Source organism: Mesorhizobium sp. BE184, from assembly GCF_031457045.1.
In the GTDB taxonomy this organism is placed as follows: Bacteria; Pseudomonadota; Alphaproteobacteria; order Rhizobiales; family Rhizobiaceae; genus Mesorhizobium.
This window is the reverse complement of sequence record NZ_JAVDVU010000001.1, coordinates 1-17,488: the sequence shown is the minus strand read 5'-3', so window position 1 is coordinate 17,488 and position 17,488 is coordinate 1. Positions and strand designations below refer to the sequence as shown.

The 17,488-nt window shown below is 60.6% G+C and carries 9 protein-coding genes and 1 pseudogene; 5 read left to right on the top strand and 5 right to left on the bottom strand.

Annotated features, from left to right (window positions below):
- Positions 1–50: 50 nt before the first annotated feature.
- From J2X35_RS00050 to J2X35_RS00040, 3 genes are read right to left on the bottom strand one after another with little or no spacing between them, the layout of a single operon-like run.
- Positions 51–2,306, bottom strand: a complete 2,256-nt coding sequence (locus J2X35_RS00050; protein ID WP_310180098.1) for a DEAD/DEAH box helicase — start codon at positions 2,304–2,306, stop codon at positions 51–53.
- Entirely contained in the window at positions 2,251–3,570 is a 1,320-nt protein-coding gene (locus J2X35_RS00045) for an ATP-binding protein (RefSeq protein ID WP_310180096.1), read from the bottom strand. Before J2X35_RS00045 ends, J2X35_RS00050 begins: the two co-directional genes overlap by 56 nt.
- Positions 3,567–5,879: a TerB N-terminal domain-containing protein gene (locus tag J2X35_RS00040; RefSeq protein ID WP_310180093.1), complete on the bottom strand. Its 2,313-nt coding sequence runs from the start codon at positions 5,877–5,879 to the stop codon at positions 3,567–3,569. The genes J2X35_RS00045 and J2X35_RS00040 overlap by 4 nt, the downstream gene beginning before the upstream one ends.
- Positions 5,880–6,143: 264 nt before the next feature.
- On the opposite strand from J2X35_RS00040, the gene J2X35_RS00035 reads away from it, so the two are divergent.
- Positions 6,144–7,415, top strand: coding sequence for a DNA repair exonuclease (locus J2X35_RS00035; RefSeq protein ID WP_310180090.1), 1,272 nt, complete (start codon positions 6,144–6,146; stop codon positions 7,413–7,415).
- A complete protein-coding gene (locus J2X35_RS00030; RefSeq protein ID WP_310180087.1) occupies positions 7,415–10,894 on the top strand; it encodes an AAA family ATPase in 3,480 nt (1,159 codons plus the stop codon). Before J2X35_RS00035 ends, J2X35_RS00030 begins: the two co-directional genes overlap by 1 nt.
- A 31-nt stretch (positions 10,895–10,925) precedes the next feature.
- Here the strand turns inward: J2X35_RS00030 and J2X35_RS00025 are convergent, their stop codons facing one another.
- On the bottom strand, positions 10,926–12,536 hold the full coding sequence (locus J2X35_RS00025) for an AAA family ATPase (RefSeq protein WP_310180084.1): 1,611 nt from the start codon (positions 12,534–12,536) through the stop codon (positions 10,926–10,928).
- Between J2X35_RS00025 and J2X35_RS00020 the strand changes: the two genes are divergently transcribed.
- The 3 genes and pseudogenes from J2X35_RS00020 (at position 12,484) to J2X35_RS00010 (ending at position 16,421) form a co-directional block, all read left to right on the top strand.
- Positions 12,484–14,109, top strand: a complete 1,626-nt coding sequence (locus tag J2X35_RS00020; RefSeq protein ID WP_310180081.1) for an ISL3 family transposase — start codon at positions 12,484–12,486, stop codon at positions 14,107–14,109. The two genes, J2X35_RS00025 and J2X35_RS00020, sit on opposite strands and share 53 nt — an antisense overlap.
- A 26-nt stretch (positions 14,110–14,135) precedes the next feature.
- A pseudogene (locus tag J2X35_RS00015) lies at positions 14,136–14,774 on the top strand (transposase); the annotation flags it as partial.
- Positions 14,775–15,437: 663 nt separating this feature from the next.
- Entirely contained in the window at positions 15,438–16,421 is a 984-nt protein-coding gene (locus tag J2X35_RS00010) for a flavin reductase (RefSeq protein WP_310180076.1), read from the top strand.
- Between the two features lie 321 nt (positions 16,422–16,742).
- Here the strand turns inward: J2X35_RS00010 and J2X35_RS00005 are convergent, their stop codons facing one another.
- The gene (locus tag J2X35_RS00005; RefSeq protein WP_310183653.1) at positions 16,743–17,372 is read right to left on the bottom strand and encodes an IS5 family transposase; all 630 of its coding nucleotides are present in this window, start codon (positions 17,370–17,372) and stop codon (positions 16,743–16,745) included.
- Positions 17,373–17,488 lie beyond the last annotated feature (116 nt).

Here is a 17,488-nt window from a genome sequence, read left to right as displayed (position 1 = left end):
GCCAAACACGGATTTTTTGACATGATTTGCGCTGGGCATGGAAGAGGGCGCTAACGACTTCCTCGCACTATCTCTCGAACCACATTCGTCATGCGGTCGGCAACGCCCTGCCTACCCTTGGTCCAAAGTCTTCGCAGGAGAGTAACCGGCACCATCTCATCAAACTTTGCTGATTGCAGATTTTCCACGAAGTCCGCGATGGAATCTAGGTTCGGTGGAGCAGCCGCGATCTGCGACATGATCGAGTTAACAACCTCCGGCTCAGTATCCAGCACGGTGACTCCCACGTCCATCACAGCGCAGTCCAGCCCCGCGGAAGCGAAAGCAAACCCTAGAACAGAGTTCACGTCGCTCCCATGCCACGTGAACACGTGCGTGTCCTTTCCGGCCGGGACCAGGCTCCCGGAACCGAGCCCTAGCCTACGAAAGGCAGCCCTTCCCTCCGACAGATAGCCGTTCGCCGCAGCGTCGAGGAAACCGGGATTCGACGTGTCCTCCAGTACAGCTTTCATCTCCGCAGAAAGCCGGTCGTGAACGGGCTCGTTCATGACGTTGTCGAACTTGGGAATCTTGCCCGATCGGTGATGAACAACTTCGAGAACCTTGCCGCGGTCGTCCACTGTCTCGATCCGCCAGCGCCGTCCAGCGAAGGCAATGACAACGCCGACGCCGACCGGGTTAGAGATCGGAATAGTGCCGAGCGTTCGCCCTGACGAAACGAGACGCCACTCGTCGTCGGTCGAGAAGATGGCGTAGAAGTCCCGAGAGGCGGTTAGCCTTTCCCCCTGTTCGCCGAGCATGATTGTCCCGTCAGGCGCTTGTTCGATCAGACGGTGTTCCGTGGATGCCATGCCGCGCAGAAGTTCAGCGTAGTCAGCCTTCGTCAGCGAGGACAACGGGCCGGACGAGCAGACAATCTGGTAGAGCCTACCTGCCTTGGCTCCCCCTTCCTGCGTAATCACCGAAAGCGTCTGGTGAAGCGCGACTGTTGCGGTGGCTGCATCGATCGACGGTGGCTCGACAAAGCGCTCCACCAGCAGACGCACAGCTGCGGCGGCCCTTACCGTCTCAAGATGCAGATGGTCCACAGGATCAGACCCCTTGCCGAGAACGCGCTCCCGTACATAAATCCTGAGAACGGCAGGAACTCCTCGCCTTCTGCCGCTTCGACCAAGCCTCTGACGCAAGGAAGCCAGCGAGCGCGGCGCGCCAACCTGGGCCACCGATTTGATCGACCCGATGTCGATGCCCAGTTCCAGCGTCGTGGTCGCAACGCCCGTCGTTGGCAGGTCGCCCTTCTTCAATCGGTCTTCCAGTTCTTCCCGAAGCTCCTTGGAGAGGCTGCCGTGATGGGGAAAGAACTCGTTCGGGACGGAGGCCTTTTCCGACCTCGTGCGCAGACGGTCGGCGATCGCTTCCACCCGCTTTCTCGATCCGGCGAAGACCAAGTTGTTCGCGCCCCTAAGGACCGAGAACATGTGATCAGCGATCAGATCCAGCGCGACCTGCCGCTCTTCGGCCTCAAGCCCGTCGGCATCCTCCACCTCCTCGGGATCGTTGTATGCCCTGACCTGAAGCCTGAGTTCCGGGGAGTCCGCAGACGACTCCACCACCCTCACGTTTTCCGGCTGACCGGGGTTGAGCCAGCAAGCGGCCACTGCAAGATCGCCTATGGTTGCCGACAGGCCGATTCGTCGCGCCGGCTTGGCGGACAGGGCATCGATACGGCGTAGTAGGCTCGCCAGATGGAGCCCGCGCGGACCCTTGAGAAAGGCGTGCAGCTCGTCGATAACGATGAAGTCAAGCGACCCCAGCATGACCTTCGCGTCCCCCGGCCGCCGGATCAGCATGGCCTCGATGGATTCCGGCGTGATCAGGACCACACCGCGGGGATCACGTCGGGCGCGCTGCTTCGCTGACTGAGGCGCGTCGCCGTGCCAGCGGACGGTATCGATCTCCATTCGCTCGGCCAGTTGATCAAGCCGCCGGAACTGGTCGTTGATGAGTGCCTTCAGCGGGCTGACGTACAAGACCGAGAAACCTCGGCCCTTTCGATCGGCGACCTTCGTAAGCACGGGCAGGAACGCCGCCTCGGTCTTGCCCGCAGCTGTCGAGGCAGCGATCAGAACGTCCGCCTCCGTGTCCAGGACCGCGGAGATCGCTCGGTCCTGGACGTCCCGCAGTTCTTCCCACTTCTGCTCCCATATCCAGCGCCGGATTTCAGGGTGCAGCCTGTCGAATCCGGTCGGGTCAGAGCCGGATTGAGGCAAGTTCGTCGTCCCCGCCGTCGCCCGTCTGATCTGCATCCCCCTGCCCGCCGGCCTCAGCATCTGGAGCGATTTCGACTCGCGCGACAAGGTCGTGCCACTGCGTGCCCGGGTTCTGCTCGAGAACCGCCAGGAACTGAACGAACGCCTTGATCGTGTTCCGGGGGGTACGGAAGTATGCCTCACCGACGTGGCGGTTGCAGTGGTCCATGAATGCGGGCAGCGCCTCGTCGGGTACGAGGTGAGCGGCCGGATCGCCGGATGCGAAGACATGGCGGATGTTCGTCAGGAGGATCATCAGGTCTTCAGGCGTGAGGCTCTGAAGCCGGAGAACCGGGCCGGAAAGGTCAACCAGCCCCCCTTGCGCGAAGGCATTCTCGGAAAGGCGGGACTGAAGCGCCGCATAGCTGTACAGCCCGCGCCGCGTGTCCATGAGGAACTCCGGCGTTCCGCCAAAAACGAATCCGATCCCCCCGAAATTGCCCTGCAGCACGTCGTTCAGCATCCGCAGGATCTGCTCGAAATTCTGGTTCCGGGCCTGGCTGCTCTGAAGCTTGTACAGGTTCACCATTTCGTCGAAGACGACCAGCAGTCCGGAGTACCCGGCGAGCTTGACGAAGGCTGCCAAGAGCTTGAGGGCGTCGTAGACACCGTCGTCGTCGATGATGTTGCGCACTCCCAACGACTGGCGCGCCTCCGTCTTGGTGGAGAACTCGCCGCGGAGCCATCTGAGCGCTGACGCCTTGAGGACCTCGTCTCCCTCCTCGCTTCCCCGCCAGTAGGCCTTTAGCACGGTGGCGTAGTCGTAGCCGCCGACATGTTCCTGAAGGTGCGCCAGCCGCTCGTCGATCACAGTCTCGACGGGCTGCGCCTTCTGACTGGCCTCGTTCATGCAGTCCGTTACGAAACGCTCGACCACACTGGCCAATGCCCCGCCGTCGGGCTTGGTCCGGGTTGCCATGTTCCTGACCGCCTCGGCGTAGAGGCCCCTCGCCTGTCCTGCCGATGCGTGGATGCGGCGGTCCGGGGCAAGGTCCGCGTGGATGGTGACGCACTTCCGCTCGAGAGCGATAAGGCGGACCAGGTTCAGGAAAAAGGTCTTCCCGGCGCCGTACTCGCCTATGACGAACCGAATCGCGGCTCCCCCATCAGCTAGGCGATCGATGTCCCTGACGAGTGCACCTACCTCGGCCGCCCGACCAACTTGTACGTGTCTCAACCCGGTTCGCGGCACCACTCCGGCTGCCAGCGCCTGGAGGATTACGTCACGGTCCCGGGGCTTGATGGAAGTGGCCTTGGTCATTCTGCTGCTTCTGCCTCTCGCAATGCCTCACGGAGATGATCCGGTATCGTCACGCGCTCGTCTTCTTCGATCAGGGCCTCGTCAAATTGATCGAAGCCCCAGTCATTTATCCGTTCGATCGCCCCGTCAGGCAACAGCCGGAGGTCCTTGGCAAGGTCATCCAGTTCCGAACGATCCATACCCTCGCTCTCGAGCAGTCGTCCGAGCAAGGCGGCATGCGCGGCATCCAGCCCCGGAAACCGCACGGCCGTTCCCACGACTGGTGCGAGTACCGTCTGCTCCGGAGCTGGCGCAGGCGCTTCTTCGACGAAAATGCCAGCAAGCAAGTCCGACACGGCCGCGGTTTCTGACCGGAGCCGCTCAAGGCGGGCATGGTCGATCTTCACCCCCCGCACTGGACTAGCCTCAACCGGGGACGGCGGAATACGAACGCCAGGTGCGCGCTGTTCCGACGCGACCGCCACCGGTTCATCGATCACGACCGAACCCCGGTGAAGCGTGGCGTATACGCCTTCGATCGGAAATCCCAGCGTCCGATACAGCCGCTCGAGGAACTTCACCTCGTCCGGACCAGCATGACCGTCGGCGAGGATCGCAGCCGTTGCTGACCTCACCACCGCCTCCTTGGCGGGCTGGGCGAGCTTCTTCATCTTGTTGAGGGCGCCCTGCTGACCGGGGACATCCTTCAGAAGGGTGCTCGCGTATGCGATCAGACGGGCACGTTCGATCCCGCCCAGATCCGGCATGGCGCGGATTTCGGTCTTGATGGACTCGTACTCGGTCGCCTCGATCTTGCCGTCGGCAGCGGCCGCCAGCACCGCGACGTCCACCATGGCCCTCGCAGCCACATATGCCGGGGCATCTCCGTCGACTTTGGCGCCTCCAGGCGCCCTGAAGAGCAGAACATATCCGTCAGCTTCGAGGTTTCGCGAGCCGTATCTCCGGTCCGGTTCCATCCCGATGTCGATCCGATCAAGAAAGGCCCCGATATGATTGCACAGTCCGGAGGGCAGCTTTCCGCCAGCCTCCACCTCGAGCGAGAGGGCTTTCGCGAGCTGTGTGACCCGGACGCCGGCGACTTTGCGGTCGCCAAATATCTGTTCGATCCTCGTCAGGAGCGTTCTTCCCATCGCTGTCGGAGATGCGATCAGTTCCGGAGGCAGAAGGAAAGTCGCTTCGATGGTGCCTTTGGCGTTGGGGTTCCTGCCGAGGAGACGGCTGTATGGGGCCAGTTCCTCCGTGCAGGCGTTCAGCATATCCCGGAGGCCGTCCAACGGAGCAGAGACCGCCGCGATGTCGGGCAGAGGCCCCGTCCCGTCGCTCATATCGATGCGGCATTCGAACCCACCGCTCGCGGCGCGGTAGTCGAGCTTGAGTCGCGTCTTCGGCGCGTTGATCTTCAGGCCTGCAGGGTAGCGGGCTGTGAACCGGGAAGCCCAAAGTTCGGCCAACTCCTCAAAGCAGCGAGTCGCCGGGGTACGGAGATAGGTATCCGGAAGCGAGAGTATCCAAAGGAGCGAGTCCGTGGCGTCGAGCGGCTCCTTCGCTGCAAGTTTCCTCCCCAGGTGAAGCCGGACGGAAAGAGGAATTTCGTAACCGTTTCGTAGATCCGCCCGTAGCGGCGGACGATAGATTTCGGGGCCTTTGACCAGTTCGGCGGCATCGAGGAATTTCGATGCGTAGCCCCTGAACGATCCGTTGCTGCCATAAATATCGAGAAGCCGACGCACCTCCGCGATGAGGGCCGGCGCATCATGCGACGCTTGGTCTACGAACATCCTCCGCTCGATGCCGTAGAAGTACAGAAACACGTAGCCGATCCCGATCGAGGGATCGTCCCGCTCAGCTGCCAGCCACGACAAAAAGGTTCTGCGGGCAACGGGCGAGATCGACTGATACGATGGCCAATAGGACATCGTGCGCCCTTCGCGGTCTTCGCCTCCAGACGCGACTTTCGCGTCAGGATCCACCACGCAGTTGCCGCACGACCCGTTGCTCTGCCCGGGGAGGAGACCGCCGAGGTAGAACAAGCCACCCGTGAACGAAAAGCTCCCGACAACTACGCTCTCACCAGATTGCACCCATCGGGCAGGCGAACTGTTCTTTGATCGCGCACTTGCTTGAAACCCGTGTCCCCGAGAGTTCCACGGTTCAGTTCGATGCGCATCTCCACGATCAAATTGAACTCTCGGAGCGGCCCGCTGCGATCCTGCTTTCCCTTCGCGCTTCCTCGCCTTTGCGCCCCTGTAGATGAGCCAGGCGACTAGCCCTACAATGATGAGCAGCCATTCCAAGGCGCCCCTCCCCATGCGGCGACTAATGTCTTGGTTACACTCTATAGCAGACGAACAATGCTCGTCCCGGAAAAACCTTCCCAAGGATCCCCGACAAAATAGTTCCCACAATCCGAGATGTGACGGGGTATTGAGGGTCCGACAGACAGTCGTCCACTCGGAACAAGCAAAGTATCGTGCCTAGGGGAATTCCGTCTCAGGATCCAACCCCCTCTTGGCAATGGCGCAGATAGGATAGACAATCGGCGATTAACTAGCCCGAAGGCCCCGCACCGTCGCATGCCATTTCGATTTATTCACACGGCCGATCTGCACCTTGATTCCCCTCTCCGGTCTCTGGCGATGCGCAACAGCGATCTGGCCGAGCTGATCGGCGACGCGACGCGCCAGGCGCTGATCGCGATCGTCGATCTCTGCATCGATGAACGGGTGGATGCGCTGATCATCGCGGGCGATCTGTACGACGGCGACCAGACGTCGATGAAGACCGCCCGGTTTCTGGCGAGTCAGCTGCAGCGGCTTCATGAGGCCGACATCGCAACCTTCATTATCCGCGGCAATCACGACGCCATGTCGCGAATAACTCAGGAACTGATCCTGCCGCCATCGGTCACAAGATTTAGCGGGCGTGCCGAGGCAATTAATCTTACTCGAGGCGACATTGGCATTTCCGTTCACGGCCTGAGTTTTGCCAAACCTCAAGCCCCGGAAAGCCTACTAGAGAAATTTCAACGCCCCACTCCCGATACGGTCAATATCGGCATCATGCATACGAGCCTAGCCGGAGCGGCTGGCCACGATCTGTATGCGCCCTGCAAGGCGTCCGACCTTCATGGCTGGGGCTTCGACTATTGGGCTCTGGGGCATATCCATGTTCGCGCCCAACATGCCGGCGACCGGATGGTGATCATGCCGGGCATGCCGCAAGGTCGCGACATCAACGAAGCGGGTGAAAAGTCTATCACCCTCGTCACGGTCAATGACGATCGCAGCCTCAACGTCGAAGAACGCGCGACGAGCGTTGCGCAGTTCGAACGGATCCCGGTCGACCTCTCATCCGCCGAAACCTGGCGAGAGGCGGCCGAACTCATTGAGCAGAGTATAGGTGTCGCCCGCGATCGGACACGCTCGGCCCATCTTGTCGCCCGCCTTCAATTGACGGGTGCGACGCCACTAGCATGGCAGTTGCGCCGCGATCGCGATCTGCTGTTGGCGGAAACTGAACAGCGCGCCGAGGGTCTGGGGAAGGCGTGGATCGAGAAGATCGAGATCGCGACCACGGCGCCAGTCAACACTCCCGCCGGAGGTACGACTGCCGACCCGATCCTGGAACTCGGCGAGCTGATGCGCAGCGACATCATTCGCCAGCATGGTGTGCGCGAGGCTGTGCGTGATCTGGTCAACGAACTGCGCGATGACCTGCCCCCTGAAGCGCGCGGTTTCAGTGGCGATGACGAGGCCGCGTTCGAAACCCTGGTCGACCAGCTGCTGACGGAAGGCAGTGAGGATATGCTGGCCCGGCTGAAACCGGAAGTCTCGGAGATCGGCTGATGCGCGTTCGTCGGCTCGACCTCACCCGCTACGGCAAGTTCACCGACTACTCGATCGAATTCGGGGAGCATGCCGCCGGCACGCCGGATCTGCACATCATCTACGGGTTGAACGAGGCAGGCAAGTCCACGTCGCTGGCAGCTTATCTCGATCTTTTGTTCGGGATCGAGGAGCGCACGAAGTACAGCTTCCTGCACCAAGGCAAGGCCATGGAGATTGGTGCCCGCCTCGAGTTTGCCGGGCAAGTCCATGAATTCAAACGCGTCAAGCAGCGCAGCAATTCGCTGCTGAACGAGCAAGGTCAGCCGGTCAACGAAGCGTTGCTGAGCGTCCCCCTCGCCGGGCTGACTCGCGACGCCTATCGGATGATGTTCTCGCTCGACGATCAGACCTTGGAGGATGGCGGCAACGCCATTCTGGAAAGCAAGGGCGATCTGGGGGAGTTGCTATTCTCAGCCAGCGCCGGCCTCGCCGGCATCAGTTCCATTCTCGAGGTCACGATCACTGAGGCCGACGGGATATTTCGCAAGCGTGCCAGCTCGACGAAGATCGCCGGCCTCAAACGCCAGATCGCGGACCTCAAATCGCAGCGCGATGATATCGACGTCCAGGCCTCGGCCTACAGAACGCTGACGACAGCGCTCGAGCAGGCTGAAGCCGCCTATGACGCCGTCATGAAGGAAATCGGGACGGCAAAGGCCCGTCACAACGAGATCACGCGCGTCCTGCGGGCTCACCCTTTGGTGGCTGACTACCGTCGGACTGACGAGCAGCTTTCCGACTATGCGGACCTGCCCCATCCACCTGCCGAATGGGCGTCCGCGCTTCCCGATCTGATGGTCGAAGAGACGCGGCTTCAAACTGAGCTGACTGGCATCAGGCAGCGCGAGCAGAAGGTCCGGGAGGAACTGGAAGGGCTCGTGGTTGAAAACCGTCTGCTTGAGATGGCGGATCAGCTCGATCAGCTGTCGGACGCAGCCGCACGTTACGTGACCGCGCAGGAAGATCTGCCGAAGCGAAAACAGGCGCTGTCGGAATCGGACCGCAAGGTCGATCTCATCCTGGCAACGCTCGGTCAGACGGACATCAGCGATCCGAAACCACTGCTGATACCGGCGGCGACGATCGGGACGCTGCGAGATCTGATCAGCGCGAAATCCGGCGTCGATGTCGCACGGCAGTCTGCTGAAAAGGAGTATGAGGCAGCCCGGCAGGCTGTTGAGAAAGAGCAGCGTGACCGGCAGGCGCTCGATGGCCAGGGTGCCCCGATCGATGCTGGCAAGATAGCCCAGCTTCAGTCGGTGCTGCGCCGCTTGCGCGACGGCAACCTTGTCGCCGAACTCAGACTTGCCGAGCGCGCTGTCCCCGCCAGACGCCAAGCCTTCGAGGATGCCACGACTGAACTGCACCCATGGGCCGGTGACGGTGACGCACTTCGGCGCATCTCACCGCCCGCGGCCGAGCGCGTCGAATCCTGGAAGTTCACTCACAGCGAATTGGAGAAGCGTCGCTCGCAGATCGTCGAGCGCGAACGAGACCTCTCGACGAAGCAGGAGGAAGATGCCGCACGTCTGGCTGCACTCCGCGACGCGATCGACATCATGGATGATGAGGAGGCGAAGGCGGCCCTTCTGGACCGGGATGACGCCTGGGCGCAGCATCTGTCGGTACTCGATCGGGAAACGGCCGATCGTTTCGAAACCCGCATGCGAGCGACCGATGCAGCCGCGGCCGCACGTCTGAACAGCGCCAGGCAACTCGAGGAGCTGCGCTCCCTGACCGCCGGGATGGCGGTCAACAGGGCAAGCGTCGACCGGCAACGCCAGTTGCTGCGGGATATCGACGACGAACTGCAGACATTGCGAGGCGAGATCAGGACCGAAACGCCAGCGGAAATCGATCTGGATGACGATGCGTCCGTCGCGTCATGGCTGACACGGATCGGCCGATGGGCGGAAACCCGCGCTTCGGCGCTGACTGCGTGGGATGATCTGCGCCGTGCCATGAGTGACGCCGAAGACGCCAAAGCTGCGCTCGCAAGGGAGCAGGATACGCTCCTGGCGACCCTGATCAGCGTCGGGATCGACGTCGATGGTCTGGACGTGGCGGCACTGATGCAGGCTGCCGACACCATCCTTGCGGACCATGCTGCGATGCAGACCAAACGGCAGGACGCCCAAAAGCGCGTCGGTGAATTGGAAGCGGCCGCAGTTCGACGGAAAGCGGAGCTCGACGAAGCCATCACTGCATCCGATGCGTGGCAGACAGATTGGTCGACCGCCCTCGAAAGCACCTGGTTCAACGGAGAAGGAAAAGTCGGCGCTGTCCGTGAGCTGCTGGACGCCATCGCCGGCCTGCCGGAAGCCCTGCGCGAGAAGGATGATCTGCATCATCGCATCGGTTCCATGGAGGCAGATCGAAAGTCCTTCATCGACGCAGTTGCCCATCTGCATGATGCTCTCGGCGATACATTTAACCACAGTGCTCCACTTGACGCGGCCAAGGCCCTGCTCCGGCGGCGCGAGGAAGCCAGACAGGTCGAGGCGAAGCGGCTGGAACGGGACCAAAGCCTTGTCGACCTGGCGACCGAACGCGAGCGGCTGGACGGCGAACTAGCGGTCAATGCCGCGCGCAAGAAGGAACTGACAGACTTCTTCCAGACCGAGACCCTTGCGGATGTTCGGCAAGCTCTCGAACGCTGCCGGAAAAGGGATGAGCTGGTCGAGCAGCAGGGCAAACTGGAACGGCAGATCGTCGGTGACATGCAGCTGCCATCGCTGGAGGCTGCCATGGCCAGTCTTGCCAATACCGACCTGGCAGAGCTGCAGCGCGAGCTGGCCGAGCTCATCACGCGACTTGAAAATCTCGACGGACGATCAAAGAACCTGTTTGCAGACAAGGCGCGCGCAACAGATCGCCTGACCGCTATCGGCGGCGATGATGCCGCTGCCCGCCTGGAGGCGAACCGGCGCACCTTGCTTCTGGAAATCGAGGATCTGGCGCTGCACTATCTTCGTCTCAGGAGCGGAAGCCTGATCGCCGAGCACGGCATTCGCGCCTACCGCGACAAGCACCGCAGCGCGATGATGAACCGGGCATCCGAGGCGTTCCGGCTGATCACACGCGACGAATATACCGGCCTTGCCGCGCGGCCCGAGAAGGATCGCGAAGCGCTGATCGGCTTGTCACGGCATGGCGGCTCCAAGCTTGCGGTCGAGATGTCCAAGGGTACGCAGTTCCAGCTGTACCTGGCGCTGCGCCTGGCCGGATACGAGGAGTTCGCGACGGCGCGTCCTTCCGTCCCCTTTATCGCCGACGACATCATGGAGACTTTCGACGAACCGCGCTCGGAGGAGGTGTTCCGGCTCTTTGGGCAGATGGCGCAGGTCGGGCAGGTCGTATACCTAACGCACCATCGGCACCTGTGCGAGATAGCTGCGGAGGTCGTGCCGACGGTGAAAATACACGAGATAGCGTAGGGCATTAGTTTCGGGATCGTGGCAACTCAAACTAGCTGGCACAGAACTTTAGCAAGTGTCCGCATAAATCGTCCAGCGACTTCGGGATCGCTTTCTCCTGCATCAAAAGATCAACATGATCGGCAATATGAACTGGGTTCTTTGCGAAACTGCCATCCGGATTGCCCAGGCCCTTTGAAACCTTGCCGAACGTGGAGTCCCAGATGCCCTTGTCTACCTCGGCCCGGAGGGTGACCCCGAAATTGTGGGGCCATTGGACGTATCGCTCTTCCCATACAGTCTCCGTGGGGAAAGGCGTCTTTCCGTTGCCACCAAGAGCGGTCACGATGGCTATATTGTCCCTTTCGTGTTTCTTACGTTCGTTCTCGTTGGTCTTGTTCCCGTCAGCGTCGAACAGAACGAAACTAGGAATACCCATCATATCCGCAATGACAAGCGGCTCAATGATATAGCCTTTTCCATTGGTAGGGACGATTTGGGCGCCGTAGCGCCGGTAGTCTTCCCATCGCCCCGATAGCATCATCCAGGCATTGATGTATGCAACATCTTCCAGACCTTCCACGAAAATGAGCTTGGGCGCAAAAAACATTTCATTTAGATGGGGCTGCATCGCCTGATGCAACTTGGCCATCTGCGCATCCGCCTTGAGCACTTTCTCTCCGAGGATGCTGGATAGCTTCGCGGCTAGGTCATCGAATGACACTGCTGAAACGTTTGAGCATTTCTTGCCGGCATCTCGGCGTACCATCCTGACGCTTTCAAAATAGCGGCCGCTGACAAAATATGGGCTATGGGTCGAGACGACGACCTGGGCATTGCCATCGGCAAGCGTCTGCAGCACGGTGGCAAGGTGCTTGGCCTGAGGCGGATGCTGGTAGAGTTCTGGCTCCTCACATCCAAGAAGCAGGCGGGGTGCATCAGGATCGTCTGCAGCTGCCAACTCCTGAAGCAAGGCAAGCAGATATGAGCGCTGGAGGCCGTGACCGAACCGGGCGAGTTCGCCCTCGAACGCGCCTTCCCCCGCCAACAATCTCGCGATCGGCTCCTCGACCTGAACAGACTTCTTCACATCTTCAGCCCATGACAGACGGGCTGTCGCGTCAGGGTGGGCCCATTCTCCTAGGCGTCTGCTGAGGGCCTTGGAGATATCGTCCAGCGCGCCCTGCTGGTCTTTGAGGAGATCACGATACCGCGCGAGCGTCTCGTCCTTAAGCTTCTTGATCTCCTCGTCAAACTTCACCTTGGCACGAACCGTGCGGGCGAGGATCTTCCCCAGTGCAGTGTTCTTCCCTTCCACATTTTCCTTCGTGGCATCCTTGACGGCAGGAACATAGACCCACTGCACATGCTTCGCGAGGCGGTTAGCCCCTTTGCTAAACCCGTAAAACTGGTCCTCGCTGGGGATAAGAATGCAATCTGCTGGGTGGGTTTCTTCATAGGCGCGCAGGGCGTCGCGCATGGCATCCTTGCTTGTCGCACCTGTCACCCCTGGAACTGCCGCTCGGATCTTGTCGAACTCAGCCTTGCAGGGTTCTTCCTCACTTTGTGTGGTTAACAGATCCTTAACGCCGCACTTGCTACCTGCGTGGATGCGCACGAAATCGAAATGGTCACCCGGCCCAAGGGTCAACGTTTTGGGCATCTCACTCGAAAGCTCCGGAAATTGGGTTGTTTCCGCAGTTGCGAAACCAATAGGAATTTGTCCAGATTGCAGAACGCGAAGCCGTTATCGGCACGGTTGGCGCAAGCGCACGCTTCAAGACTTGCCGGCTCAGGGTCAAGTGGTGAAAATTAAGCTCGCGCTGAACCGGTGGCAATGTAGACACCGGGAATGCCAGCGGCGAACATTCACCGACCGGTTGCCTGAGATTGCTTCACCCTACACGCGGCGAACCGCTCGGATGGCGGCGATTGTAGACTTGATCGGCCACGGCATGGGTGGCCGCCCCGCTGAATATTTGATGGGCAGGCTCGGCATGCCGGTCAGCGACGACACGATCCTTCGCCAGATCAAACGAAGGGCTTCGATCTCAAGCCTGGATACCGACATCAAGGTCGTTGGCATCGATGACTGGAGCTGGCGGCGATCCACACGATACGGCACGATCTTGGTCGATCTCGAGCGTCGAGCAGTTGTCGATGTCCTGGACGACCGCAGCGTTGAGAGCGCGAAAGCATGGTTGCAAGAACGCCCTTCTATTGAGGTCGTCAGCCGAGATCGCTGCGGTCTCTATGCCCAGGCTGCCAGAGAGGGCGCGCCGCAGGCCCGACAGGTGGCCGATCGCTTTCATCTGGTTCAAAATCTCAGGACGGCCATCAAGGAGCAGATGAGTCTCCACGGTCATGCCAACGTCAGACCTATATTGTCGGAAGATGCCATAGCCAGCACCACTGCTCAACACCGCCGTGCCCGCATGGCGCATAGACAGTCGCGCCAGGAAATATTCGATATGCTACATGCTTTACGCCGGCGGGGCCTCACCTACAGTGAGATTGCGAGGCGCACTGGCTATGAGCGCCGGAGCGTCACAAATTGGCTGACTTCAAACGCACCCAGGGATAGGAACCGCGCTGCATTGAACCCGACATCGCCATTGTATTTCGAAGCGTTCCTGACTGAATGCTGGAAAGACGGGAACCGCCTTGGGCGCCATCTGCTCCACGACCTCCGGAACCGAGGATACACCGGAAGCCGTTCCAATCTGGAGCGACTTTTGAAGGTGTGGCGCGAAGCCGAAAACGTCCGACCAGACCCAAAGTCGCCGGAGGTGACGGTTTCAGAACGTGTCCGTGACCCTGATACTGGCCATGTCATTTCTTCAGATGTCGCTGCTGCGCTCTGCATCAAGCCGCGCGGTCTTTTGACTGTCCCCCAGGCAAGAAAGGTCGATGCGTTGAAACAGGGTTCAGAAGCTTTCCGCAAGATGCGTGGATTGGCCATGCGTTTCAACGGGATTCTGCGCAGCAGGAATCCAGATGCGCTGGATGAATGGATCGACGATGCCATCGACACCGAACTTACTGCAATCATGCGTTTCGCCAGCGTTCTGCGTCGGGATATCGATGCCGTCAAAAACGCAATCGAACTCCCCTGGAGCAACGGCCAGGCCGAAGGACAGATCAACCGTCTCAAGACACTGAAGCGGGCCATGTATGGCCGAGCCGGGCCAGAACTGATGAGAGCCAGAATGTTGCCGCTGAATCACACAAAGTGAGGAAGAACCCGATTAGCTGCCAAGCGACAGGTGCTGTTTTGGCCACCCTCGGCGCGGGCGACTATAACCCACTCCTGCAAAATCGACGGCGTCGCTTGGCTGAGCTGCGAACCGGCCTCGGCGAACCGCTTCCGCCACACGCCCATGGCAAAATTGAGCGCTTGCTTGCCAGGCTCGAATTGGTGCTCAGCCAGATTGCAGAACTCGAGCGGGAACGCGATGCTGTAGCGGAGAGCAAAGCTCCCGATCGGGCCGGCAGGATGATCCAGCAGCTTACCAGCCTGCGTGGCATCGGCGTGCAGAGCGCAACAGTGCTGGTGCGGGAGGCCTTCGTGCGCGGTTTCGCCAACGGCAAAGCGCTGGGTGCCTACGCAGGCTTGGCGTCGACACCATATAGCAGCGGTGGAATCGACCGCGAACAAGGCATCGGCAAGGCCGGCAATCGACGACTCAGAACAGTGATGGTCGAACTGGCCTGGCTATGGCAACGCTACCAGCCGAGCACCGCACATGCGGCATGGTTCCGCAAACGCGTCGGCGCGACCGGTCGACGTATCCGCAAGGTGATGGTGGTGGCCCTTGCGCGGAAGTTGCTGATCGCGTTGTGGCGGTTCGTCAGCGATGGTGTTGTGCCCGAAGGCGCGGTCATGAAGCCTGCTGCCTAGCGCCATCAGATCGGTAGCCCGCTGCGAGCAGGCGCTACCCTGCAATCCGAGGGAACGTCGCCGTTGTCCGGCGTGGCGCTATGACGCCGTCTTCACAGAGTGGTGCCGTTCTCTTGGAGCTCTCCCGTCCCGAATGAGGGACAGTGGTCGGGAAATATTCCCGCCGGATGTGAGGTTCGCAGGAAATCTGCGGGAACGAGAGCGCCACCTCGAATTGCAGAAGAAAAGTCCTTGACGGAGGAATCATCATGTGAGGCCGGACATATGACTGCACCGTCCGACGGATTTTGCGCAAAGAATACCTTGCCAACAGGGCCGTTCCACATATGAGGAAGAACTCAATTAAGTGCCAAGCGACAACATAATCGTAGATAAGGTACTCGCCGCTGCCGATGCTCTGAGGCCCGTCGGGCTCAATAAGATGAAGGCACTCCTGCGCTGTGGGATGGGACCCTGCCAAGGACGCTTCTGGAGGCAGACCGTCGCCGAGGTTACAGCCAGGAGATGTCGACTATTTCTCCGTACCGGCACCGCTTTCCGGTCAAGCCGCTGACGGACGGCGGCCTGGCCTCGGGCCCGTACTCCGAGGCGGAAAGAAAGGGGTTGTGCGGGACTGGATTAAAGTGTATTCAGCAATGAATTCAGATTCGAGGTGTTCAGGCGATGGCTGACAAGACACGATTGATCGTCGAGGGCGGAGACCCCGCCGCCGATCCCAAGGCGTTTCGGCGTGCGCTTGGTAGCTTTCCGACCGGGGTTTCCATCATTACTACGCCGGGCTTGGACGCGCCAGCCGGGGTCACCGCGAATTCCTTCGCTTCGGTATCCCTCGATCCGCCTCTGGTACTCTGGTCGATCGCGCACACCTCGCGCAGCCATGCGGCGTTCCGGCAGAGCGCGCATTTCGCAATAAACATTCTCGCCGACGATCAGGTGGGCGTCTCGCAGGCTTTCGCCAGCGCCAGCTACGACAAGTTCAGCCTGGTGGACTGGCACAGGGGCGGGACGGGATCGCCGCTGATCGACAATGCGCTGGCCTATTTCGATTGCGTCTGCGAGGCTCGGCACGAGGGCGGCGACCACACCATCATGATAGGCCGCGTCATCGAGTTCGGGCGCTCCGAGGGAAGCCCGCTGGCTTTTTCGCAAGGGCGGTACGGGATTACTTTAGACCACCCCGAAGTGGCAGCGAAGGCGCGAGACCGAAAGTTTGAAGAACCTGGCCTCGACGAATTGCCGTTCTTGAGCCTGATCGCAAAAGCCCACTATAAGGAAGACGCCGATTTGGAGGAGTGGCGGTCGGCGACGGGCTACACCCAGGTCGGAAGCAAGGTGCTCGCCGGCCTCTATCAGTCGGCGCCTCTGACGGCGGACGAACTCGCCAGGCGCATGTATCTCGACCGCCGCGAAGTCGACGACTCCTTGAACGAGTTCCTGGCAGACGGCCACGTTGCAATCTTTGATGGTCACCGTTTCGCGCTGACAGAATCCGGAAAACAGCGTCGCCGTCAGATGATCGAATACTTGTCGCGCTACCAGGACGAACAGCTGGCGGATATCAACCCCGCCGATCTCATCGTCGCCACGCGCGTGCTGAAAGCGTTTCTCACCGGCCCCCATCAGGGAAAGCCCGACCTGCACATCTAGCTACAATACCGTTCTTTGAGAAGCCTCCCAGCCCCTATCGGGTCCACCTCTTGTTCCAAAGCGACATAGCAGTCGGTTATCGGGTAAGTGGTTCTGGTGTTCATGACGATCCTCCGCAGCCAAACTCCGCGGAAGATCGAAATCCGGCCTCCGGGGAGAACGCGCTCCCCGAGTGAGTTCCTCCGAGCCCAGACCCAGTGGGCGGGTGTCCGGTGAAATGAGGGGCACTCCACCACCCACTATGACCGTTATTTTGCTGTGCAAAGCCTTTGTCGGCAGGCGCTGTCTCGCGTGCTTCGCAGATTAATGGCGGCTAATTTCCTAGCGTTCGTGGACAAAGGGTATCCATAGTTTGACTGCGGCGATGGCGACGAAGCCGAGATAGGATTCCTTGGTCTTGTCGTAGCGCGTTGCGATGCGCCGACAATTCTTGAGCTTGTTGAAGAGGCGCTCGATCTGATTTCGCCATTTGTATTTGGCTTTGTCGTGTGGGATCGGATCGCGCCTGTTGCTCTTTGACGGGATGACAGCCTCGACGTTGGCGCTGGCGATCTCTTCGCGAATGGCGTCGGCGTCATAGCCCTTGTCGGCGAGGAATGCCTCGATCCGGTCGGAGACCATCCGGAACAATGGCGCAAAGCCCTGGGTGTCGTGCGTTTGCCCGGGTGTCAGAACGAAGCCGAGCGGGCGGCCTTTTCGCATCACAGCCGGCATGGAGCTTGGAGGTGAAGCCGCCGCGCGATCGGCCAAGCGCCTCGGCCTCCTGAGTCCCCTTTTTATGCCGACCGCACAATGATGGGCCCGGACAACGGTGCTATCGATCATGTCGGCGCTTCGATCCCGCTCGACCAGTTCAGCCAGCGTTTCGAGCATCGCCTCGAACCCGCCGGTCTCGACCCATCGTCGGTAACGGCGGAAGTCGCTGTTCCATTTGCCGTATTCGTCAGGCAGATGTCGCCATTGCGCGCCCGTGTGTCAATCGGCGTTGAACTTTGACCCTCTATCGGCATCCAGTATTGACCCCCCTGGTGTGGCGGTCAGCACTTGCCGGCCCGGCGCTGGTCCGG

Excerpts from the sequence above, each read along its gene's own strand:
- J2X35_RS00025 (WP_310180084.1), bottom strand. The coding sequence starts at position 12,536 with ATGCCCAAAACGTTGACCCTTGGGCCGGGTGACCATTTCGATTTCGTG.
- J2X35_RS00050 (WP_310180098.1), bottom strand. The coding sequence starts at position 2,306 with ATGCAGATCAGACGGGCGACGGCGGGGACGACGAACTTGCCTCAATCC.
- J2X35_RS00045 (WP_310180096.1), bottom strand. The coding sequence starts at position 3,570 with ATGACCAAGGCCACTTCCATCAAGCCCCGGGACCGTGACGTAATCCTC.
- J2X35_RS00020 (WP_310180081.1), top strand. The coding sequence starts at position 12,484 with ATGCGCACGAAATCGAAATGGTCACCCGGCCCAAGGGTCAACGTTTTG.
- J2X35_RS00035 (WP_310180090.1), top strand. The coding sequence starts at position 6,144 with ATGCCATTTCGATTTATTCACACGGCCGATCTGCACCTTGATTCCCCT.
- J2X35_RS00040 (WP_310180093.1), bottom strand. The coding sequence starts at position 5,879 with ATGGGGAGGGGCGCCTTGGAATGGCTGCTCATCATTGTAGGGCTAGTC.
- J2X35_RS00010 (WP_310180076.1), top strand. The coding sequence starts at position 15,438 with ATGGCTGACAAGACACGATTGATCGTCGAGGGCGGAGACCCCGCCGCC.
- J2X35_RS00030 (WP_310180087.1), top strand. The coding sequence starts at position 7,415 with ATGCGCGTTCGTCGGCTCGACCTCACCCGCTACGGCAAGTTCACCGAC.